A 22,116-nucleotide genomic window follows, 5' to 3' on the forward strand; every position below is an offset into this window, starting at 1 on the left:
GCCCTTGTCGTGCAGCGGAGAGAAGTGCTTGGACAGAGTGTTTATCGAGGGCCTGGAAGTCGACACCGTAATCGGTGCCTACGACTGGGAGCGCGGCATCCGCCAGTGCCTGCGACTTGATCTGAGCTTCGCTTGGGACAATCGCCCGGCAGCCGCGGGTGATGACCTGACCCTGGCGCTCGATTACGCGAGCGTTTCCTCGCGGATCCAGGCGTTCGCCGAGCAGGCGCAATACCAGTTGGTCGAGACCTTTGCCGAACGTTTGGTGGAAGTGTTGATGAGCGAATTCAAGATCACCTGGATGCGCCTCAAGCTGACCAAGCCCGGCGCGGTGCCAGCGGCCACGGGTGGCGTGGGCGTGGAGATCGAGCGCGGATGTCGCTGACTCAGGTTCACCTCGGGCTCGGGAGCAATATCGAGCGCGAAGCCCATTTGCAGGCAGGCCTGGAAGCGCTCGCGGGTTTTCTGGTGGATATCCGCTGCTCGGCGGTGTTCGAAAGCCAGCCGGTGGGAATCAAAAGCGGTCCGTTCTTCAACTTCGTGGTCTCGGCTTATACCGATTTGCCGCTGATGGAGTTGGACCGCCGACTCAAATTCATCGAAGCGGACAACGGCCGTTATGCGCCGGACCGCAAGGGTTTGCCGCTGGATATTGACGTGTTGTTGTTCGGCGATCAGGTGGGCAACTTCGACGGTTTGATCCTGCCCCGAGCCGAAATTCTGAAAAACGCCTTTGTGCTGTGGCCGTTGTCGCTGATTGCGCCGGACCGAGTGCATCCGGGTGTAGGCAAAAGCTTCGCGACGTTGTGGGCCGAGGCGCAGATTGATCAGGTGTTGGCGCCGGTGGCGTTTGAGTGGCGTGGGCAGCAACTGACGCCTTCGAATTTGTTGTGAGGCGGGTGACGCTTTCGCGGGCAAGCCTCGCTCCTACAGGGTTTAGCGCAGAACCTGTAGGAGCAAGGCTTGCCCGCGAAGCTTTTCAAACAGATGCCGCGTCCTTGTAGGCCTTCAGCACCTTCAACCGCTCGCGCTTGATCGCCTCACCCAATTTGGGCCCCTTGAAGCCCTTCTCCAGCAACGGCTGAATCGCCACGCCGCGCGCAGCACTCGCCGCGCCGCGCAAATAATCCGCTTGTGGATAACTTCTCTGTTCCAGACCTTTGCGCCCGCGCGCATCCATCTCACAGGCGACCACAAACTCTTCAAACCGCTGTGGCCGCCGGTACACATCAAAACTCTGCAGCAACTCCAGCAACGTTGATGCTTTCAGCTCCAGCGCGCGGTGGCCGTGGGTGTGATATTGGCCAACCAGCAAAGCCAATTCCTGACAATCCTTCGGTGCCTTGAAGCGTTCGTTGACCGCTTTGATCAGCTTCAGCCCCGTGTGTTCATGGGCAATATGCCGAGGCCAGTCTTTTTCCGGGGTCAGGCCTTTGCCGAGATCGTGCAGCAGGCAGGCCCAGCGCACGGTCAGCGGTTGCTTGTGCAGTGCCGCTTGCTCCAGCACGCTCAAAGTGTGCACGCCGGTATCGATTTCCGGGTGGTGCGCTTCGGGTTGCGGCACTCCGAACAGCGCATCGACTTCCGGCAGCAGCACCTTCAACGCGCCACATTCACGTAAGACTTGGATAAACACCTGTGGCTGATCTTCCATCAGCGCGCGGGAGATTTCTTTCCAGCTGCGTTCCGCCGTCAGTGCCTCCAATTCGCCGGAATCACTGAGCTGGCGCATCAACTCCAAGGTCTCTGGCGCGACTTTAAAACCGAGCCCGGCATAACGCGCAGCGAAGCGTGCAACGCGCAGAACTCGGAGCGGATCTTCGGCGAACGCGGGGGAAACGTGACGAAGCACGCGCGCGGCGAGATCGCGCTGGCCATGGTACGGATCGGTCAGATTTAGCTGATCGTCTTCGGCCATGGCATTGATTGTCAGGTCGCGGCGAATCAGGTCTTCTTCGAGGGTGACTTCTGGGCTGGCGTGAAAAACGAAGCCGCCGTAACCGCGACCGCTTTTGCGTTCGGTGCGGGCGAGGGCGTATTCGTCGCCGGTTTTCGGGTCAAGGAACACCGGGAAATCCGACCCGACCGGACGATAGCCCAAAGCGAGCATTTCTTCGGCGGTAGCGCCGACCACCACTCGGTCAATGTCGGTGACCGGGATGCCTAGCAGGCGATCGCGTACGGCGCCGCCGACTTTATAAATCTGCATAAAAAACCTCCGTTAGCGCGACAGAATAACCGTTGCATCGCGCTTTCGGAGGCACAAAACCAATCAAAGATGAATGACAGCCAAGTCCAGCCGACCGTAATCGCCCTCGGCGTGTTCGCTTCTGGGCGGAACATGGTGGGTTTTCGTCACTTGGTCGCCTTGCAGGGTTTCCAGATGAATGTCGAAGCCCCACAAGCGATGCAAGTGTTTGAGCACTTCTTCGGTGGACTCGCCCAGCGGTTTGCGGTCGTGTTGCTGGTGGCGCAGGGTCAGCGAGCGATCACCACGCCGGTCGATGCTGTAGATCTGCACGTTAGGTTCGCGATTGCCCAGATTGTATTGCGCGGCCAGGGTTTCACGTATGGTCCGGTAACCGGGTTCATCGTGAATGGCCGGGACCAGCAAATCGTCCTTCTGGTCATCATCGAGAATGCTGAACAGCTTGAGGTCGCGGATCACCTGGGGCGACAGGTATTGCAGGATGAAACTCTCATCCTTGAAGCTGCTCATGGCGAACTTGATGGTCGACAGCCAATCGGTGCCGGCAATGTCCGGGAACCAGCGGTAATCCTCTTCGGTCGGGTGCTCGCACATGCGCCGGATGTCGCGGTACATGGCAAAACCCAGTGCGTAGGGGTTGATGCCGCTGTAGTAGGGGCTGTCGAAACCGGGCTGCATCACCACGCTGGTGTGCGAGGTGAGGAATTCCATCATGAAGCCGTCAGTCACCAGGCCTTCGTCGTACAAGTCGTTCATCAGCGTGTAGTGCCAGAACGTCGCCCAGCCTTCGTTCATTACCTGTGTCTGGCGTTGCGGGTAGAAATACTGCGCGATCTTGCGCACGATCCGCACAATTTCGCGCTGCCACGGCTCCAGCAGCGGCGCGTGTTTTTCGATGAAGTACAGGATGTTTTCCTGAGGTTCGGCGGGGAAGCGCGCGTTGTCCTTGTCGCTGTACTTGTCCGCGCCTTTGGGAATCGTGCGCCAGAGGTCGTTGATCTGTTTCTGCAGATGCTCTTCACGATCCTTCTGCCGCCGCCGCTCTTCCTCGGCGGAAATCGGGTAAGGACGTTTGTAACGGTCGACGCCGTAGTTCATCAAGGCGTGGCACGAATCGAGCAAGTCCTCCACCGCGTCGATGCCGTGGCGCTCCTCGCACTGCATGATGTACTGCTTGGCAAACACCAGGTAATCGATGATCGAGCTGGCGTCGGTCCAGGTGCGGAACAGGTAATTGCCCTTGAAGAAGCTGTTATGGCCATAGCAGGCATGCGCCACGACCAGCGCCTGCATGCAGATGGTGTTTTCTTCCATCAAGTAGGCGATGCATGGATCGGAGTTGATCACGATCTCGTAGGCGAGGCCCATCTGACCGCGACTGTAGGACTTTTCGGTACTGAGGAAGTGTTTGCCGTAGGACCAATGGTGATAGCCCAGCGGCATGCCGACAGAGGCGTAAGCGTCCATCATCTGTTCCGCGGTGATCACTTCAATCTGGTTGGGATAGGTATCCAGGGCGTAACGAGCCGCCAGACGACTGATTTCCTTGTCGTAGGCCTGGATCAGCTCGAACGTCCACTCGGAGCCGGTGGAAATGGGTTGGCGCTTCTGCTCTTTGGCGGTCATGTCACTAACCTGCGCTGGAAGAGTTCACGGAAGACCGGATAGATATCCCCGGCCGAGACCAGTTGCTGCTGGGCAAAAGTGTCAGAAAAGGCGTCGGCAATGCGTTCGTACTCGAACCACAAAGCCTGATGTTCGCGTGGGGTGATTTCGACGTAAGTGTAGTACTGCACAAACGGCATGATCTGGTTGATCAGGATGTCGCGGCAGATTGGCGAGTCGTCGTTCCAGTTGTCGCCGTCGGAAGCCTGGGCGGCATAGATGTTCCACTCATTGCTCGGATAACGCTCGGCCATGATTTCCTGCATCAGTTTCAATGCACTGGAAACGATGGTGCCGCCGGTTTCCCGTGAGTAGAAAAACTCCTCTTCGTCGACTTCGCGCGCACTGGTGTGGTGGCGAATGAATACCACGTCGATTTTGTCGTAGTTACGCTTGAGGAACAGGTACAGCAGGATGAAGAAGCGTTTGGCGATGTCCTTGGTCGCCTGCGTCATCGAGCCGGATACGTCCATCAGGCAGAACATCACCGCTTTCGAGCTCGGATTGGGCTGCTTGATCAGCAAGTTGTATTTGAGGTCGAAGGTGTCGAGAAACGGCACGCGGTGAATGCGCGCGCTGAGTTTTTCGATTTCGGCTTCGATTTCCTGGATATCACCGAAGTTGTCCGGCTCCTCTCTTTTGAGCCGGGCCAGTTCTTCTTTGGCATCGCGCAAGCGCTTGCGGCTGCTGCCGGACAGGGCGATGCGCCGCGCGTGGGCGGAACGCAAGGTGCGGATGATGTTGATCCGCGACGGATTGCCCTCGTTGCTGATGCCCGCGCGAACGGTTTTGAAAGTGTCGGTGCCGGTCAGGTTGCGCTTGACCAGATTCGGCAGCTCCAAGTCTTCAAACATGAATTCGAGGAATTCTTCCTGGGTTATCTGGAAGACAAACTCGTCCATGCCTTCGCCAGAGTTGCCGGCCTTGCCTGGACCTCTGCCGCCGCCGCCCCCCGGAGGCCGGGCGATGTGTTCGCCGCTGGTGAATTCCTTGTTGCCGGGGTGCACGACGGTCTGTTTGCCGCCGCGCCCGTGGTGCAGCACCGGTTCGTCGATGTCGCGACCGGGGATGCTGATTTGTTCGCCATGCTCCATGTCCGTAATGGAGCGGCGGCTGACCGCCTCTTCGACAGCCTTTTTGATGTGATCACGGTAGCGCCGCAGAAACCGCTGGCGGTTCACCGTGCTCTTGTTTTTGCCATTGAGACGTCGGTCGATCACATAGCTCATAGGGCCCTCCGGGCAGCTTCAAGTTGTGAGCTGCAAGCTGCAGGTCGAAGCAGTCGCCCGGATAACAGGGCTCAGGCGCTTGTTCCTTGCAGCTTGTGGCTTGTAGCTTGTTGCTGCGTCACTGCGATTTCCGGACCCGTAGGTACCATTCGGACAGCAGACGTACCTGTTTGTCGGTGTAGCCGCGCTCGACCATCCTGGTGACGAAGTCGTTGTGCTTCTGCTGGTCCTCTTTGCTGGCCTTGGCGTTGAAGCTGATGACCGGCAGCAGGTCCTCGGTGTTCGAGAACATTTTCTTCTCGATGACCACACGCAGTTTTTCGTAGCTGAGCCAGGTTGGATTTTTGCCGTTGTTGTTGGCGCGGGCGCGCAGCACGAAGTTGACGATTTCGTTGCGGAAATCCTTCGGATTGCTGATGCCGGCCGGTTTCTCGATTTTCTCCAGTTCTTCGTTCAGTGCGACGCGATTGAGGATCTCGCCGGTTTCCGGATCGCGGTATTCCTGGTCCTGAATCCAGAAGTCGGCGTACAGCACGTAGCGGTCGAAAATGTTCTGGCCGTACTCGCTGTAAGACTCGAGGTAGGCGGTCTGGATCTCCTTGCCGATGAACTCGATGTAGCGCGGAGCCAGGTATTCCTTAAGGAAGCGCAGATAACGCTCGCGGGTTTCAGCCTGGAATTGTTCCTGTTCGATCTGTTGTTCCAGCACGTAGAGCAAATGCACCGGGTTGGCGGCGATTTCGTGCGGATCGAAGTTGAAGACCTTCGACAGGATCTTGAACGCAAAGCGGGTCGACAGGCCGTTCATGCCTTCGTCGACACCGGCGTTGTCGCGGTATTCCTGAATCGACTTGGCTTTCGGATCGGTATCCTTGAGGTTCTCGCCGTCGTACACGCGCATCTTCGAATAGATGTTGGAGTTTTCCGGCTCTTTGAGGCGCGAGAGCACGGTGAACTGGGCAAGCATTTTCAAGGTGTCGGGCGCGCAATGCGCTTTGGCCAGCGAACTGTTGAACAGCAGTTTGTCGTAGATCTTCACTTCGTCGCTGACGCGCAGGCAGTACGGGACTTTGACGATGTAGATCCGGTCGATGAACGCTTCGTTGTTCTTGTTGTTGCGGAAGGTGTGCCACTCCGATTCGTTGGAGTGGGCGAGCAGGATCCCGGTAAACGGAATCGCCCCCAGGCCTTCGGTACTGTTGTAGTTGCCTTCCTGCGTGGCAGTCAGCAATGGGTGCAGCACCTTGATTGGCGCCTTGAACATTTCGACGAATTCCATCAGGCCCTGGTTGGCCCGGCACAGCGCGCCCGAGTAGCTGTAAGCGTCGGCGTCGTTCTGCGGGTATTCCTCGAGTTTGCGGATATCGACCTTGCCGACCAGCGCCGAGATGTCCTGGTTGTTTTCATCGCCAGGTTCAGTCTTGGCCACGGCAATCTGGTTAAGGATCGACGGATACAGTTTCACCACCCGGAACTGGCTGATGTCACCGCCGAATTCGGCCAGGCGTTTGGTCGCCCACGGCGACATGATGGTGTTGACGTAGCGGCGCGGGATGCCGAAGTCTTCCTCGAGGATCGCGCCATCTTCAGTGGCGTTGAACAGACCCAGAGGCGATTCGAATACCGGCGAGCCCTTGATGGCGTAGAAGGGCACTTTTTCGATCAGCTGTTTGAGCTTCTCGGCCAGCGACGATTTACCGCCACCGACGGGACCGAGCAGGTAGAGGATTTGTTTCTTTTCCTCGAGGCCCTGAGCGGCATGGCGGAAATACGAGACGATCTGGTCGATGCATTCTTCCATCCCGTGGAAGTCTTCAAAGGCCGGATAGCGGCGGATTACCTTGTTGGAAAAGATTCGCGACAATCTCGAGTTGGCCGAGGTGTCGAGCAGCTCCGGTTCTCCGATGGCCAGCAGCAGACGCTCGGCGGCGGAAACGTAGGCGCTGCGGTCCTTTTTGCACAGCTCAAGATATTCTTGCAGCGAGAATTCTTCCTGGCGTGTGGACTCGAAGCGTTGTTGGAAGTGGCTAAAGATACTCATGACGTCACCTCGCTCGATACGTGGAGCCGACGCCGAATCATTCAGTCGATGCTGGCAGCCGCTGAATACTCAGTGGCTGTTTACCCCCCAGAACTCTTTCAGAGCTGACTACCCCGAAAGTTACTCCCGATGATCCGCGCGCCGGTGTACCGGCTCTCCCCTGTTTTGGATGGCCTGCGCTTAAGGATAGTTGGGAATTCAGGAGGTAAAGGCGAGATACGTAATTAGTTGTGGCAGACCGTTCGTCTGCCACCGCGCCAGCCCGCGAGGGCCGGGGTCTTGCGCGTTACAAAAAAATTATTCGGAGGTGCCTTGCGCGGTTTCCGCCGGATAAGTCGTGCGCCACAGCTCAAAACCACCGTCCATGCTGTAGACGTCGGAGAAGCCCTGGCTGATCAGGTAGCCTGCGGCGCTTTGGCTGGAATTGCCGTGATAGCAGACCACCACGATCGGTGCGTCGAGGTCGGCGGCGCGGATGAAGTCGGCAATGGAAACGTTGTCCAGATGCTTCGAGCCGGCGATGTGCAGCGCGGCAAAAGTAGCTGCGTCGCGGACATCGACGACCACCGCGCCTTTCTCGCGCAATGCCTGGGCTTTTTGTGGGGGGATTCGTTTGAATTCGCTCATGGGCGGGCTCCTGTGGCTCGGCAGAACGCGCAGTTTAGCGCTGGGCGCCGGCGCTGGTTTGTTCGGAAATAAGTGGCGCGACTGACGGCTCGGCGTTGCCGCGTTCGTCGCATTTGCAACTGATGCGCTGCAGCGTATCGACGTTCAGCAGCGTTAGCGCACCGCCCCAGACACAACCGGTGTCGAGGGCGTAAACGCCAGGCTCGGCGCATTTGCCTTCGAGCGCTGCCCAGTGGCCGAAGATGATCTTCAGGCCTTTGGTTTTGCGTTCCTTGTGCTGGAACCACGGCGCGTAACCCGGCGGCGCGCTGTCGGCGCCTTCCTTGCCCTTGAGTTCGAGCTTGCCTTCGCTGGTGCAGAAACGCATCCGGGTGAAGTAGTTGGTGATCACCCGCAAGCGGTCGACGCCCGTGAGGTCGCTGTTCCATTTGGCCGGCTCGTTGCCGTACATGCCATCCAGAAACGGTGGCAACAGATTGTCATCACGCAATGCTGCTTCGACTTCGCCGGCGCACTTCAAGGCTTTGCGCAGCGACCATTGCGGCGGGATGCCGGCATGCACCAGAGCGATCTCGCGCGCTTCGTCGTAATGCATGAGTTTTTGCTGGCGCAGCCACTCCAACAAGTCCGCGCAATCAGGCGCTTCGAGAATTTCGCGCAGGGTATCGCCTTTCTTCAGGCGTTCGATGTTGCGGCCGGCGGCCAGCAAGTGCAGGTCATGATTACCGAGCACGCAGACCAGCGATTCACGAATGCCATAGAGGAAGCGCAGGGTTTCCAGCGAGTGCGGGCCTCGGTTGACCAGATCACCGACCAGCCACAGCTTGTCTTGCGCCGGATCGAAAGCCACTTGCTTGAGCAGACACTGCAGCGGTTCGAGGCAGCCTTGCAGGTCACCGACGGCATAGGTTGCCATCAGTGCAGGGCTCCGGGCACCGCCAGACGGAAAGGCGCAATGATGGCATCGAAGTGTTTGCCGTCGTCGGCGACCATTTCGTAAGTGCCTTGCATGGTGCCGACCTTGGTGGTCATGACCGTGCCGCTGCTGTACGTGTGGTTTTCACCGGACTTGATCAATGGCTGCAAACCGACGACGCCAGCGCCGCGCACTTCTTCGACATGCCCGTCACCGTCAGTGATGACCCAGTGCCGCGACAACAGCTTGGCCGGGAGCTGGCCATTGTTGTGCACGGTGATGGTGTAGGCGAAGGCAAAGCGCGCTTGATCGGGTTGCGATTGTTCTGCCAGATAGCGAGTGACGACGCTGACGTCGACCTGATAACGAGGATCGGACATGCAAAAGGCCTTAAAAACGATGCGGGACGCGGGGCGTAGCTGAAGGGCATCAGTCTAGGCCAAGTATCGGGTAGTAAACCAGACATCGCGTCTGGCGTCCTACCCGATAACGCTCAGGCCTGTCAGTCGACCGCGCGGGCTTGCAGCACTTGTTCGCTGAGCTTGTCCGCCAGGCGCACGAAAGCGGCGAGGTCGAGTTGCTCGGGACGCAGGCTGCCATCGACACCGGCGGCTTCGATTTCGTCGTTGCTCAGGAGCAATTTGAGGGTGTTGCGCAGGGTCTTGCGGCGCTGGTTGAAGGCTTCGCGAACGACGCGCTCCAGCAGTTTGTGATCCTTGGCCGGGTGCGGCAGTACATCGTGCGGCACCAGACGAACGATCGCCGAGTCGACTTTCGGCGGCGGATTGAACGCGCCCGGGCCAACGTTGAACAGGTGCTCAACGCGGCAATGGTACTGAACCATGATCGACAGACGACCCCAATCACCACCGCCAGGACCCGCCGCCAGACGCTCGACCACTTCCTTTTGCAGCATGAAGTGCATGTCGCGAATGATCCCGGCGTTGTTCAGCAGGTGAAAAATCAGCGGCGTCGAGATGTTGTACGGCAGGTTACCGACCACCCGCAGGCTGTTCGGCGCGGCGTTGAGGCTGTTGAAGTCGAACTTCAGCGCATCGCCCTGGTGCAGGTTGAAATTGCTTTTGTCGGCGAATTGCTGGTTGAGGATCGGTATCAGGTCCTTGTCCAGCTCCACCACGTCCAGTTGCGCGCCGCTGTTGAGCAAACCTTGGGTCAGTGCACCCTGGCCCGGACCGATTTCCAGCAGGCGGTCTTCGGGTTTTGCGCGGACAGCGCGCAGGATGCGGTCGATAACGCCGGCATCGTGCAGGAAGTTCTGGCCAAAGCGTTTGCGCGCCTTGTGTTGGTAATGCTCGGTCATAAACGGGTCTCGGCCATCTGGTAGGCGGTTTCCAGGGCGACCTGCAGGCTGCCGGTGTCGATCTTGCCGCTACCGGCCAGGTCCAGGGCTGTGCCGTGGTCCACCGATGTGCGGATGATCGGCAAGCCGAGGGTCACGTTGACTGCCGCGCCGAAGCCTTTGTACTTCAGCACCGGCAAGCCCTGGTCGTGGTACATCGCCAGCACCGCGTCGCAGTGCTCCAGATATTTGGGGGTAAACAGAGTGTCGGCGGGCAGGGGACCACGAAGGTCCATGCCTTCGCCGCGCAGGCGCTCTAATGTGGGTTCGATAATGTCGATTTCTTCATGGCCCAAGTGTCCGCCTTCACCGGCGTGGGGGTTGAGTCCACAGACGAGAATGCGTGGCTGGGCGATGCCGAATTTTTCTTGCAGGTCGGCGTGCAGAATCCGCGTAACCCGCTCCAGACGCTGCGGGGTGATTGCATCGGCAATCTCGCGCAGCGGCAGGTGAGTGGTAACCAGCGCGACACGCAATCCACGCGTGGCGAGCATCATTACCACTTGTGCGGTGTGGGTCAGGTCAGCGAGGAATTCCGTGTGCCCGGAGAAGGCGATCCCGGATTCGTTGATCACGCCTTTGTGCACGGGCGCGGTGATCATCCCGGCGAAATGCCCGTCGAGGCAGCCCTGGCCGGCACGGGTCAGGGTTTCCAGGACGAACGCCGCATTGGCCTTGTCCAGTTGCCCGGCGGTGACCTTGGCGTTGAGCGGGGTATCCCAGACATACAAGCTGTTGGCGGGCGCGGGCGCGTCCGGCCAGTTATCCGGGGTGACCGCCAGCAAATCGACAACCACGCCCAGCTGCGCGGCCCGCTCGGTGAGCAGGTCGCGGCTGGTAATGGCAATCAGGGGATGTGGCTGTTGTTGCGAGGCGAGTAGCAGGCACAGGTCTGGACCTATGCCGGCCGGCTCGCCGGGTGTCAGAGCAAAACGCTTGGGTTTCACTGCGCTGCCTGGTCTGCACCAGGGAGTTTGATCTCGACGTACGCTTCGTCACGGATCTGACGCAGCCAGGTTTGCAGCTCTTCGTCGTATTTGCGGTTACGCAGTACGGTCATCGCTTGCTGCTCACGCGCCTGGCTGGTGCTGTCGGTGGCGCGACGGCCAAGGACTTCCAGCACGTGCCAGCCGTATTGAGTCTGGAACGGCTTGGACAGCTGACCTTGCGGAGTATTGGCCATCACTTCGCGGAACTCAGGCACCAGCGCGTTCGGGTCGATCCAGTTGAGGTCGCCGCCGTTAAGCGCGGAACCCGGATCTTCCGAGAAGCTTTTCGCCAGTTCGCCGAAATCTTCACCTGCTTCGATACGGGTGTAGAGCGATTCGGCCAACGCCTTGGTTTTAGCTTCGTCGCGGATCGGGCTTGGCTTGACCAGGATGTGGCGCACGTGCACTTCATCACGGGTTTGCGTCTCGCCACCACGCTTGTCCAGAACCTTCAGGATAATGAAGCCGCCCGGGGTGCGCATTGGCTGGGTGATGTCGCCGACAGCCATGGTGCTCAGCATGCGATCGAACGGAGGTGGCAGTTGGGCCGCTTTGCGGAAGCCCATGTCGCCGCCTTCAAGTGCGGTTTCGCTGGCAGATTTGGCGATTGCCAACTGAGCGAAGTCCGCGCCTTGCTTGAGTTGCTGATAAACCGCGTCCGCTTGTTTGGCTGCTGCCTGAATTGCGTCGGAATTAGCGCTTTCCGGCGTAGGAATCAGGATGTTGGCCAAACGGTATTCTTCGGACAGCTGCATTTTGCCCAGGTCGGAGGCGAGGAAGTTCTTCACTTCCTGCTCGGAGACTTGGATGCGCTCGGCGACACGGCGCTGGCGGACACGGCTGATGATCATTTCGCGACGAATCTGGTCACGCGCGTCGTCGTAAGACAAACCGTCGTGGGCCAGAGCGGCACGGAACTGCTCGATCGACATGTTGTTGCGCTGGGCGATAGTGCCGACAGCCTGGTTCAGCTCTTCATCGGTGATGCGGATGCCGGAACGTTCGCCGATCTGCAGTTGCAGGTTTTCGACGATCAGACGCTCCAGAACCTGTTTGTCCAGCACGTTGGCCGGCGGCACGGCAGAGCCGCGCTTGGCGATGGTTTGCTGAACTTCATGGACGCGTTGGTCCAGTTGGCTCTGCATGACCACGTCGTTGTCGACGATCGCCACCACTTTATCGATGGACTGCACCGCGGCGTTAGCCGCGGTACCCAGGAACAGCGCGCCCAGCATCAGCGGGCGCAGACAATCAGAAAGCTTGGTCTTCACGTTCACGATAACCTTGAATGCCTTTGTCGAGGAAGCTCTCTACTTTGGCGCCGGTGAGGCCGCCGAGTCCCTTCAGAACAATTTGGAGGAAGACGCCATGGTCGCCTTTTTCGTTTTCCGGAGCGTCTTGGCTGGTTTCGTCGTAATCGACAAAGTAACGGCTGATCACCCGAAGTTTCCAGCAGCAATTGTCGTACTCGAAACCACCGAAGGCTTCCAGGGTACGGTTACGGTTGTAGTCATACTGCCAGCGGCTGATGGCGTTCCACTGCGGCACGATCGGCCAGATAACCGAGAAGTCGTGCTGCTGGATCTTGTAGTAATCCTTCACGTAGTTGGCTTGGCCAGGTACGCCGTAATCACCACCACCCACGGTCCACTTACCGGTGTTCTGGTCGTAACGAACCTGGTCATTGCGATAGCGGTAGCCAACGTTTACGACCTTGTTCGGGTTGTCTTCAGGCTGATAGTGGAACATCGCGCTGCCCGAGCGCGGGCTGCGGCTGTCCGGGTCCCAGTTGTAGTCGGCCGTGGTGCGCCAATCGCGGTTCCAGCGGTATTCGTATTCCAGCGCGTAAGGCGAAACGTCGGACTTGGCGTCGTCGCGGTCTTCGAACACAACGCCCGGCAATTGCACTTTACGGTCCTTGAAGTAGAAGGCTTGGCCGACGCTGATGCGTTGACGCTCAAAACCGTTCTCTTCGATCCAGCGGTTAGTCACGCCCAGCGACAGTTTGTTCTCGTCGCCGACACGGTCAGAACCGGAGAAACGGTTGTCGCGGAAAAGCGACGAATAGTTGAAGGTGTTCTCGCCGGTGTCGAACACTGGAATGTCGGACTGGTCTTTCTCTGGAACGTAGAGATAGAACAGGCGCGGTTCGAGTGTCTGGCGGTAGTTCTTGCCGAACCACTGGGTATCGCGATCGAAGTACAGGCCGCTGTCGATACTGGCGATTGGCACGCCACGATTCTGATTGCGGCTGTAGCTTTCGTCGGCCAGCAAGGTGTTTTTACCTTGCTGATCAAGGTCCAGATCGTACTGGGTGTATTGATATTTGAGCGTTGGCTTGATGTAGCCATACGACGCGTTCAGCGGCAGGCTCACTGCCGGTGCGAGGTTCAGACGGTTACCATTGGCGCGGGCGAGACCGGCCACGTTGGTATCCAGGCGCCGGGTGACGTCCCCGTCTTCATCGGTGAAGTTGCCTGTTTTCAGATCTCGGTCAAACCGCACGACTTCGGTCTCGTAAGCGAAATCCAGCCCGCCCGGATGATACGGCAGCGCACCGTTAAAGGTGATCTGCGGCAAGCGGTCGTAAGGCGTAATGTTCGAGACGGTCGCCAATTGATAAGCCTGGGCATTCAATTGAGCGGTATAGCCTTCGCCACGATAAGTAACGGAGCCCTGCTGGTTGACGTAGTCGTCACCCTTCACGCCAATCTGGTCAGTCTGCAGATCCTGGAAGTAATAAGGATCGCTGATCTTGGTGTAGTCGACTTGCGTGAGGACGCGCGAATCGAGGCCACCCTTGTGCTGCCAGTTGTACATGTAGCGGGTTTTTTCGTAATCGGTCTGCTTGCTGCGCTCGGTGTCGTCGTCGTTGAGGTACGCGGCGCCGAACTGACCTTCGCTGGACTCGGTCAGGTAACGGAACTCGCCTTCCACCAACATGCCGCGCTTGCTCATGTAACGCGGATACAACGTGGCGTCGTAGTTCGGCGCCAGGTTGAAGTAGTAAGGCGTGACCAGCATGAAGCCGGTATCGGTGCCGGTGCCGATGGTCGGCGGCAGGAAACCTGACTGGCGACGGTCATCGATCGGGAAGTAGATATACGGCGTATACAGGATCGGAATGTCCTTGACCCGCAGCGTCACGTTGGTCGCGGTACCGAAACCGGTGGCCGGGTTCAAGGTGATGTTGTTGCCCTTGAGCTGCCAGGCGTTGCTGTTCGGTTCGCACGTGGTGTACGTACCATCCTTGAGGCGGATGATCGCGTTTTCGGCACGTTTGGCGTACAGCGCACTGCCGCGAATGCGCGACTTGTGCAACACGTATTCGGCGTTGTCGACCTTGGCTTCACCGGTGTCGAGCTGCACATCGGCGTGGTCGCCGACGATCAGCGCGCCATTGTCGCGAACGCGCACGTTGCCGCTCAGTTCGCCACGGCTTTCGGCCTGATACAGGCTGGCCTCATCGGCCTCGACCTGCATGCTGCCCTGACGCATGACAACGTCACCGGCCAGCGTACCGACCTGATCTTCGGTGTTATAGCGCGAGGCTTTGGCGCCGATAAAGGTCGGAGCGTCACTTTTATTCGTCTTGTCATTCATGCCAGGACGAATCGGTTCGATATAGGAACCAGAGCAGTAAGGACCGGTTTCGGCCAACTGCGCAGCAGTGAGCTTCTCGCGCGGAACCCAGTCGAGGTGACTGTAGTCTGCGCTACGGGACTTCAGGCCACGGCCCTTGGCTTCGGTGACCAGCGCAGTTTTCGCGCCAGCGTCTTCACCGGCACCATTCTGGGCTGGAGCTTCGCCGTTTGTGGTGGCTGTGGCGCTGCCGTCATGGACGGGTCGCGGCGGCAATGCAGCTGCCGGCGACTTGGGCGCACAGTCCCAGGCACCCGAAGCAGAGACTGAGCAGTCATACTGTTCCGCGGCGACCACGTAGGAAGTGGCTAGGGGTTGCAGGGCCAGCAGACTGCCGGTAACCAACAACGGAAATTTTTTACGAAACGCGGGGGATTTCAATGCCATCTTATTAGTCCGGGCTTCCTGCGTGCCATCTGCCCGCGGTGTGGGCCGCACGCCTCTCGATGGTCTGAAAAAGATGCTGGATAATAAAGCATGACCCGCTTGACGGCTAGCGCCGTCGGAGACCCTTGTAATGCCTGACCAAGATGTACGCTTGCAACACCTGAAAGTTTGGCTCGACGAACAGTTGGCAACCCTCTTTGCAGCGCAAGGCTGGGGCGCCGTGCCCCCGGCCACGTTGACTGCGGCCAGTAGCGACGCGAGTTTCCGGCGCTACTTCCGTTGGGAGGGCGAGGGCAGAAGTTTCATCGTGATGGACGCCCCGCCACCCCAGGAAAACTGCAAACCGTTCGTGGATATCGCCTTTTTGCTGGCGAAATCCGGAATAAATGTGCCGATTATTTATGCCGAAGACCTCGAACGCGGCTTTCTTTTGCTCAATGACCTGGGCAACAAGACCTATCTGGACGTGATCGATGGCGAAAATGCCGACGATTTGTTCAAGGATGCCTTGCAGGGGCTGCTGGCATTTCAGCAATTGCCGATGGTTGCGCCGCTGCCGAGCTATGACGTCGCACTGCTGCGCCGCGAACTCGAGCTGTTCCCCGACTGGTACGTGAAACATGAACTGGGCATCGAGTTCGACGCCGCCCAGCAAATGCTCTGGCAACAGGCCAGCGATCTGCTGATCGACAGCGCCCTGGCGCAGCCAAAAGTGCTGGTGCACCGCGACTACATGCCGCGCAACCTGATGCTCAGCGAGCCGAACCCCGGCGTACTGGATTTCCAGGACGCGGTATATGGCCCGGTCACCTACGACGTGACGTGTCTGTTCAAAGATGCCTTCCTCAGTTGGCCCGAAGAACGCGTGTTCGCCTGGCTTCAGGATTATTGGCAACAGGCCACCGCGCTGGGCATTCCGGTGCAGGCGGATTTCGAAGACTTCCACCGCGCCAGCGACCTGATGGGCGTGCAGCGTCACTTGAAAGTCATCGGCATCTTCGCGCGCATCTGCCACCGCGATGGCAAACCGCGCTACCTCGCCGACGTGCCGCGCTTCTTTGCTTATATAGACGCGGTGATTGCCCGTCGTCCGGAACTGGCCGAACTCGACGTGTTGCTGGCCAGTCTGCGTGCTGGAGTGCCGGCATGAAGGCAATGATTCTGGCTGCGGGCAAAGGCGAGCGCATGCGCCCGCTGACCCTGACCACGCCCAAACCGCTGGTGCGCGCCGGCGGCGTACCGCTGATCGAATATCACCTGCAAGCCTTGGCCGCTGGCGGATTCACCGAAGTGGTGATCAACCACGCGTGGCTCGGCCAGCAGATCGAAGATTATCTGGGCGATGGTTCGCGTTTTGGCCTGAGCATTCAGTACTCGCCGGAAGGTGAACCACTGGAAACCGGCGGCGGGATTTTCCGCGCTTTGCCGTTGCTCGGTGACGAGGCGTTTGTGGTGGTCAACGGCGACATCTGGACCGACTACGACTTTCGCGCGTTGCGCCAACCGATTGCCGGCCTCGCGCATCTGGTGCTGGCGGACAACCCGGCGCATCACCCGAACGGGGATTTCATCCTCGTCGATGGCCAAGTGCGTGACGCCGATGCGGATGCACAAACCCTGACTTACAGCGGCATCGCGGTTTTGCATCCGCAGTTGTTCGAGGGCTGCACCGCCGGTGCATTCAAACTCGCGCCGCTGTTTCGCAAAGCCATGGCCGACGGGCAAGTGACGGGCGAGCGCCTCGAAGGGCAATGGGTGGATGTCGGCACTTACGAGCGCCTGGCCGAAGCCGAAGCCCTGATAGAAGCGAGCCGCTGACATGCTGTGGCCAGGGACTCTGATTGGAGCCGGAGCAGGCTTTGCCATAGCCAGCATTCCGGGGGCCATGCTCGGCGCGTTGTTGGGACAGGCGCTTGACCGGCGTCTGCAATTGCACAGCTGGGCGCACTTGCGCGAAAAACTCGGTGGCCGGCCGGCGCTGCGTAATGACGAACTGTTGTTTCTGCTGCTCGGACGTCTGGCGAAAAGCGACGGACGGGTGGTCGACGGTCATATCCAGCAAGCGCGGCAGGAAATGCGTTCGCTGGAAATGACCGCGTCGGCGCAGCGCCGGGCGATTGCCGCGTTCAATCGCGGCAAATCCGGGCACGACCGTTTGCGCAGTCATCTGCGCCGTTTGAACAATCAGCCGCACGCCGCCGAAGGTGTCTTGCGCGCCTGTTGGCGAATGGTCTGGGCCGATGGGCGTGCGGGCAACAGTGAGCGCGAATTGCTCGCGCAATGGGGCAAATGGCTGGGCTGGACACCGCAACAGGTGCTGGCGCTGGCTAACGATTACGAACCGCAGAAACGCCCGCAAGTCAGCAGCGCGCTGACGTATCAGGACGCGATGCGCTTGTTGGGGGTGTCCGCCACCAGCGAGCCGGCGCAGATCAAACGCGCGTATCGGCGCCTGCTCAGTCGCCATCATCCGGACAAGATTGCCGGTTCGGGGGCGTCGGCGTTGCAGGTGCGCGAGGCGACGGACAAGACCCGGGAATTGCATAACGCCTACACGGTGATCAAGGCGCGGCGGGATTTTCGTTAGGCGGATGACTGTGTGGCGGCTGTGAGGCCGTCATCGCGAGCAAGCTCGCTCCGACAGGTTTTTCAGTGTTTTCGCGATCTGCGTTACACCGAAGATCCCTGTGGGAGCGAGCTTGCTCGCGATTGAAGGCGCCGCCAATAATTGATCAATCCGTTACAGGCTTTGGATTCAGCCACCCACGCACGCGTCGCACCAATTGCTCCTGCTCGGCGTTCACATCACCCGGCAACGCTTTCAGCGACACTTGAGTAAATGCCGAAGTCTTCAGGCGTTTGCTCGCCTGCATCCGTTCCAGCGCCGCTTTGCGGTCCAGTGGTTTGTCCTTATAGAAGACATCGGCGGTCGGCAGCTTCAAGGTCGGGGTCAGTTCGGCGAGCGGCGGTTTACCCGACGGTGGCGTCTGCGCCGCGACCATCACGAATTTCTCGACTTGCGATGGCTGTCTTTCGCTGAGGTAACGCGCCGCCCAATAAGCGCCGGTGCCATGCCCCAATATCACAATGCGTCGAGCGCTTTGCTGTTCGGCAAAAGCAATCGCCGCATCGATGCGGCCGAAGATGCGTTCGGAATCATCCTTGGCTTGAACTTCATCGGTTTCCACCACGGCTTTATCGGCCGCGTCGGCTTCACCGCCGGCCGCTTGTTCGATCGGCGTGGCGGTGGCCGTGTCCTTGCTGCCGGTGTCCGGGGACTTGATCGTTGGCGGGACTTCGACCACGCGTGGCGCAATGGCATCGCTTTGCAGGTCCGGCAAGGTGATACTCAGGCTGCTCCACTGGGCGTCCGGCAATTTGTTGCGCAAAGGGCTGATCGCTTGCGGCCAGTCAACCGTTTCGCCGGCGCCGGGGATAATAATCACCGCACCTTTGGGTTCGGCCGTATTGGCCGGTTTCCACAAAGCGAGGAAGGTTGCGTCGCCGGCCTGTAGCTGTTGTTGTTCCTGCGCGGGAATTTTTCGCTCAAGTGCGCTCGCTTCTTCCTGACTACGCTCAAGCAATGGCTGACGTTCGGCCGGCTTCTGTTCCGTGGATTGTTCTGCGGGTTGTTTCGCAGATTGCTCCGCAGCGGCGGGCGCAGGGTCGGCGGCCTCGGCGAAGGCACAGGGCAGGATCAGCGACAGGCACAATGCTGGCAATGCCAGGCGATAGACAGGGGGCATCGGATATTCCAGGCCAGAAGTTATTCCGGCAGCCTAATGGGTTGATCAGTATTTGTCAGTGTGCAGGACTTCAATGATGCGTTTTTGCTGCCTGTGGGTTATCGGCTGGGTGTGGTTTCCCTTGATGGGCTGGGCGGCGCCTGCGCCACCGGCACACCTTGCGCAATTGTCGGAGGCGCAGCAGCAATGGCTGGCGCAACACCGCGAATTGCGCGTCGGCGTGGTGTTGCAGGCGCCGTACGCGCAATACGACCGGCGTTTGCAGCGCTTGTCCGGGGTCAACGTCGAGCTGATGAAATGGCTGGCGAAGGCGCTGAAGGTCGAGCTCAGTTGGCGCAATTTCCCTGACATCGAACAACTTGAAGCGGCGGTACGCGAAGGCGAGGTCGACATTGCCCCAGGGCTGACGCAAACACCGGGCGGCCTGCGGCTGTGGCAGTTTTCCGATCCGTACATGCGCGTGCCGCAACTGGTGGTCAGCGAGCAGAAAGGCACCGGCGCGGTGGAGCTGGAAAAACTCGACAGCCAGACCCGCGTCGCCGTGCGCATGCCCAGCGTCACCGCCGATTATTTGCGCAGCAACTTCCCGCACCTGAACCTGCAAGGCGTGCCGATCGAACGGCAGGCACTGCAATTGTTGCTGAGTCAGCAGGCCGGTTACGCGGTGGTTGATGAGGCGCAACTCGGGCGATTGTCCGTCGAGCCCGAATTCGCCGGGCTGGTGGTGGTCGGCGATATCGGCTTGCCGCAGTTGCTGCGAGTGGCCACGCGCCGCGACTGGCCGGAACTGGCGGGGATTGTCGAAAGTGCGCTGCGGGCAATCCCGGCCAAGGACCTGGAGCAACTGCACAATCAATGGCTGCAACCGAAATATCCGCGCTTGTCCGAGTCGCCGGGGTTCTGGCAAAACCTCTGCATGTTGCTGACGGTGTTGCTGCTCAGCGCCGCGGCCATTGTGTTTTGGCAACGCCGCCAGCAGCACAGCCTGGAACAGCGTTTGCGCGACGCCCGCGCAGACATTGCGTTGCGCGCGGCCAGCGAAGAAGCGCTGCGCCTGACCCAGTTTTCCATCGATCAAAGCACCGTCGGCATCCTTTGGGTGAACTGGGACAGCCACGTGCGCTACGCCAATCGCGCCGCCGAAAGCATGCTCGGCTACAAGTCCGGCGCGTTGATCGAGCGTCCGCTGATCGACTTCGAACCGGGCTTGCACATGGACCGCTGGCTGAACCTGTGGAAACGCGCTCGCGCCAGCGAAGAGCCGCCGCAAAGTTTCGAAACCAATTGCCTGCGCGCCGACGGCAGTATTTTGCCGGCAGATGTTTCGTTGAGTTTCCTGCGTTTCCGCGAGGGCGAATACCTGGTGGTTTACCTCAACGACGTCACCGAACGCCGGCGTGCGCTAGCCGCGCTGCAGGAAAGCGAGGCGCGGTTGCAGGGGATTGCCGCCAACGTGCCGGGATTGGTCTTTCGTCTGGAGCGCGCGCCGGTGACAGGCCAGATCGACTTTGCCTACATCAGCGAGGGCAGCGAGAGCCTGGTCGGTTACGCGCCGGCGACTCTTGCGCATCGCGATAAAGGCCTGCGCAGCCTGGTGCATCCGGACGACAAGGCGAGTTATCACCGGACTCAGGACCACGCGCTCGACACCGACAGCGACTGGTCGTGGCAGGGCCGCATCCTCACGCGCTCCGGCGAACAGCGCTGGGCCGAGATCAAAGCCATCACCCGGCGGCTGGAGGATGGTGCCTATGTCTGGGACGGGATTGTCTGGGACATCAGCGAGAGCAAACGCATTGAGCTGGAGCTCGCCAGTTCCCGTGAACAACTGCGCGAACTGTCGGCGCATCTTGAAAGCGTGCGCGAAGAGGAAAAGGCGCGGATCGCCCGGGAAGTTCACGATGAGCTGGGGCAGATGTTGACAGTGTTGAAACTGGAAACGTCCATGTGCGAATTGGCCTACGCGCAACTGGATCCCGGGTTGCGTGAGCGCTTGAACAGCATGAAGCGGCTGATCGCGCAGTTGTTCCAATTGGTGCGCGATGTCGCGACGGCGCTGCGGCCACCGATTCTTGATGCCGGGATCGCTTCGGCGATTGAGTGGCAGGCCCGGCGTTTCGAGGCGCGCACGCAGATTCCGTGTCTGGTGCAGGTGCCGGAGAATCTCCCGCTGCTCAGCGATGCCAAGGCGATTGGGCTGTTCCGCATCCTTCAGGAAGCGCTGACCAATGTGATGCGCCATGCCCAGGCGCATACTGTCGAGCTCACGCTGGCGCTGGAGGGCGATGAGTTGTGCCTGACCGTGAGCGATGATGGCGCAGGATTTGTCGCTGCCACTGGTCGGCCGACGTCATTCGGGATTGTCGGGATGCGCGAGCGGGTGTTGATCATGGGCGGGCGGTTGGTGATCGAGAGTGAACCGGGGGAGGGCACGACTTTGAGTGTGCGCGTGCCGGTGAATGAAGCCTGATGGTTTTTTGCTGTTTAGGCTGACGTCATCGCGAGCAAGCTCGCTCCCACAGGGGATTTGGGTCAGTGCACAGATCTCTGCCATACCCCAATCACTGTGGGAGCGAGCTTGCTCGCGATAGATCTTGAATCTGGAGAAGCTTGTGATCCGTGTATTGGTAGCCGAAGACCACACCATCGTCCGTGAAGGCATCAAGCAGTTGATCGGCCTGGCCAAGGATTTGCTGGTGGTCGGCGAGGCGAGTAATGGCGAGCAGTTGCTCGAAACCTTGCGGCACGTGCCCTGCGAGGTGGTCTTGCTGGACATCTCCATGCCTGGGGTCAACGGCCTGGAAGCGATCCCGCGGATCCGCGCGCTGAACAATCCGCCGGCGATTCTGGTGTTGTCGATGCACGACGAGGCGCAAATGGCTGCGCGCGCGTTGAAGGTCGGCGCGGCGGGTTATGCGACCAAGGACAGCGATCCGGCATTGCTGCTGACGGCGATTCGCAAGGTCGCGGCGGGCGGGCGATATATCGACCCGGACCTGGCTGATCGCATGGTTTTCGAAGTCGGCCTGACCGATTCGCGACCGCTGCACTCGTTATTGTCCGAGCGCGAGTTCTCGGTGTTCGAGCGCCTGGCCCAGGGCGCCAACGTCAACGACATCGCCCAGCAACTGGCGTTGAGCAGCAAAACCATCAGCACCCACAAGGCGCGGCTGATGCAAAAGCTCAACATCACCTCCCTGGCGGAACTGGTGAAATACGCGATGGAGCACAAACTCCTCTGAATGCACCACGTCCCCTGTAGGAGCGAGGCTTGCCCGCGAAGCTTTTGGCGCCAGTGCGGACGC

Annotated in this window: 19 protein-coding genes; 7 read left to right on the forward strand and 12 right to left on the reverse strand. The window is 59.7% G+C overall.

Annotated elements, in window-relative coordinates; translation table 11 throughout:
- Nucleotides 1–28: 28 nt before the first annotated feature.
- Entirely contained in the window at nt 29–385 is a 357-nt protein-coding gene (gene folB, locus BI292_RS17250) for a dihydroneopterin aldolase (protein WP_015097071.1), read from the forward strand.
- The gene (gene folK / locus BI292_RS17255; protein WP_101208586.1) at nt 376–894 is read left to right on the forward strand and encodes a 2-amino-4-hydroxy-6-hydroxymethyldihydropteridine diphosphokinase; all 519 of its coding nucleotides are present in this window, start codon (nt 376–378) and stop codon (nt 892–894) included. Before folB ends, folK begins: the two co-directional genes overlap by 10 nt.
- A gap of 85 nt (nt 895–979) precedes the next feature.
- Here folK and BI292_RS17260 read toward each other — a convergent pair whose 3' ends face one another.
- The 11 genes from BI292_RS17260 to BI292_RS17310 all read right to left on the reverse strand — a co-directional run bounded on the left by BI292_RS17260 (nt 980) and on the right by BI292_RS17310 (nt 15,065).
- Nucleotides 980–2,209, reverse strand: a complete 1,230-nt coding sequence (locus BI292_RS17260; protein ID WP_101208587.1) for a multifunctional CCA addition/repair protein — start codon at nt 2,207–2,209, stop codon at nt 980–982.
- Nucleotides 2,210–2,272: 63 nt separating this feature from the next.
- Entirely contained in the window at nt 2,273–3,835 is a 1,563-nt protein-coding gene (locus tag BI292_RS17265; protein ID WP_092277266.1) for a SpoVR family protein, read from the reverse strand.
- The gene (locus BI292_RS17270; RefSeq protein WP_092277269.1) at nt 3,832–5,103 is read right to left on the reverse strand and encodes a YeaH/YhbH family protein; all 1,272 of its coding nucleotides are present in this window, start codon (nt 5,101–5,103) and stop codon (nt 3,832–3,834) included. The genes BI292_RS17265 and BI292_RS17270 overlap by 4 nt, the downstream gene beginning before the upstream one ends.
- Nucleotides 5,104–5,221: 118 nt before the next feature.
- Nucleotides 5,222–7,144: a PrkA family serine protein kinase gene (locus BI292_RS17275; protein ID WP_092277272.1), complete on the reverse strand. Its 1,923-nt coding sequence runs from the start codon at nt 7,142–7,144 to the stop codon at nt 5,222–5,224.
- 297 nt (nt 7,145–7,441) lie between these two features.
- The gene (gene glpE / locus BI292_RS17280; RefSeq protein WP_101208588.1) at nt 7,442–7,771 is read right to left on the reverse strand and encodes a thiosulfate sulfurtransferase GlpE; all 330 of its coding nucleotides are present in this window, start codon (nt 7,769–7,771) and stop codon (nt 7,442–7,444) included.
- Nucleotides 7,772–7,805: 34 nt separating this feature from the next.
- Complete coding sequence (locus BI292_RS17285) at nt 7,806–8,687, reverse strand: symmetrical bis(5'-nucleosyl)-tetraphosphatase (protein WP_092277279.1); 882 nt, start codon at nt 8,685–8,687, stop codon at nt 7,806–7,808.
- Entirely contained in the window at nt 8,687–9,067 is a 381-nt protein-coding gene (apaG, locus tag BI292_RS17290; protein WP_092277282.1) for a Co2+/Mg2+ efflux protein ApaG, read from the reverse strand. The genes BI292_RS17285 and apaG overlap by 1 nt, the downstream gene beginning before the upstream one ends.
- 122 nt (nt 9,068–9,189) lie before the next feature.
- Nucleotides 9,190–10,008, reverse strand: a complete 819-nt coding sequence (rsmA, locus tag BI292_RS17295; protein WP_092277285.1) for a 16S rRNA (adenine(1518)-N(6)/adenine(1519)-N(6))-dimethyltransferase RsmA — start codon at nt 10,006–10,008, stop codon at nt 9,190–9,192.
- Nucleotides 10,005–10,994 (reverse strand): 4-hydroxythreonine-4-phosphate dehydrogenase PdxA, encoded by a 990-nt coding sequence (gene pdxA, locus BI292_RS17300; RefSeq protein ID WP_092277288.1) that lies wholly within the window; start codon nt 10,992–10,994, stop codon nt 10,005–10,007. Before pdxA ends, rsmA begins: the two co-directional genes overlap by 4 nt.
- Nucleotides 10,991–12,313, reverse strand: a complete 1,323-nt coding sequence (gene surA, locus BI292_RS17305; protein ID WP_178076593.1) for a peptidylprolyl isomerase SurA — start codon at nt 12,311–12,313, stop codon at nt 10,991–10,993. Before surA ends, pdxA begins: the two co-directional genes overlap by 4 nt.
- On the reverse strand, nt 12,288–15,065 hold the full coding sequence (locus BI292_RS17310) for an LPS-assembly protein LptD (RefSeq protein WP_101208589.1): 2,778 nt from the start codon (nt 15,063–15,065) through the stop codon (nt 12,288–12,290). Before BI292_RS17310 ends, surA begins: the two co-directional genes overlap by 26 nt.
- A gap of 130 nt (nt 15,066–15,195) precedes the next feature.
- Between BI292_RS17310 and BI292_RS17315 the strand changes: the two genes are divergently transcribed.
- The 3 genes from BI292_RS17315 to BI292_RS17325 are packed head-to-tail and all read left to right on the forward strand — an operon-like array spanning nt 15,196 to nt 17,652.
- Nucleotides 15,196–16,215, forward strand: coding sequence for an aminoglycoside phosphotransferase family protein (locus BI292_RS17315; protein WP_101208590.1), 1,020 nt, complete (start codon nt 15,196–15,198; stop codon nt 16,213–16,215).
- A complete protein-coding gene (gene murU, locus BI292_RS17320) occupies nt 16,212–16,883 on the forward strand; it encodes an N-acetylmuramate alpha-1-phosphate uridylyltransferase MurU (RefSeq protein WP_092277300.1) in 672 nt (223 codons plus the stop codon). Before BI292_RS17315 ends, murU begins: the two co-directional genes overlap by 4 nt.
- 1 nt (nt 16,884) lies before the next feature.
- Nucleotides 16,885–17,652 (forward strand): DnaJ domain-containing protein, encoded by a 768-nt coding sequence (locus BI292_RS17325; protein WP_092277303.1) that lies wholly within the window; start codon nt 16,885–16,887, stop codon nt 17,650–17,652.
- A 145-nt stretch (nt 17,653–17,797) separates the two neighbouring features.
- On the opposite strand, the gene BI292_RS17330 is transcribed toward BI292_RS17325, so the two are convergent.
- Complete coding sequence (locus tag BI292_RS17330) at nt 17,798–18,811, reverse strand: alpha/beta hydrolase family protein (protein ID WP_101208591.1); 1,014 nt, start codon at nt 18,809–18,811, stop codon at nt 17,798–17,800.
- A gap of 73 nt (nt 18,812–18,884) precedes the next feature.
- Here BI292_RS17330 and BI292_RS17335 point away from each other — a divergent pair, with 73 nt between their 5' ends.
- Together BI292_RS17335 and BI292_RS17340 are read left to right on the forward strand one after the other, a co-directional pair.
- On the forward strand, nt 18,885–21,281 hold the full coding sequence (locus BI292_RS17335) for a PAS domain S-box protein (protein WP_101208592.1): 2,397 nt from the start codon (nt 18,885–18,887) through the stop codon (nt 21,279–21,281).
- 142 nt (nt 21,282–21,423) lie between these two features.
- Entirely contained in the window at nt 21,424–22,053 is a 630-nt protein-coding gene (locus BI292_RS17340; RefSeq protein ID WP_003210977.1) for a response regulator transcription factor, read from the forward strand.
- The last annotated feature ends 63 nt before the right edge of the window (nt 22,054–22,116 follow it).

Source organism: Pseudomonas sp. 43NM1, from assembly GCF_002836905.1.
Taxonomy (GTDB): Bacteria; Pseudomonadota; Gammaproteobacteria; order Pseudomonadales; family Pseudomonadaceae; genus Aquipseudomonas; species Aquipseudomonas prosekii.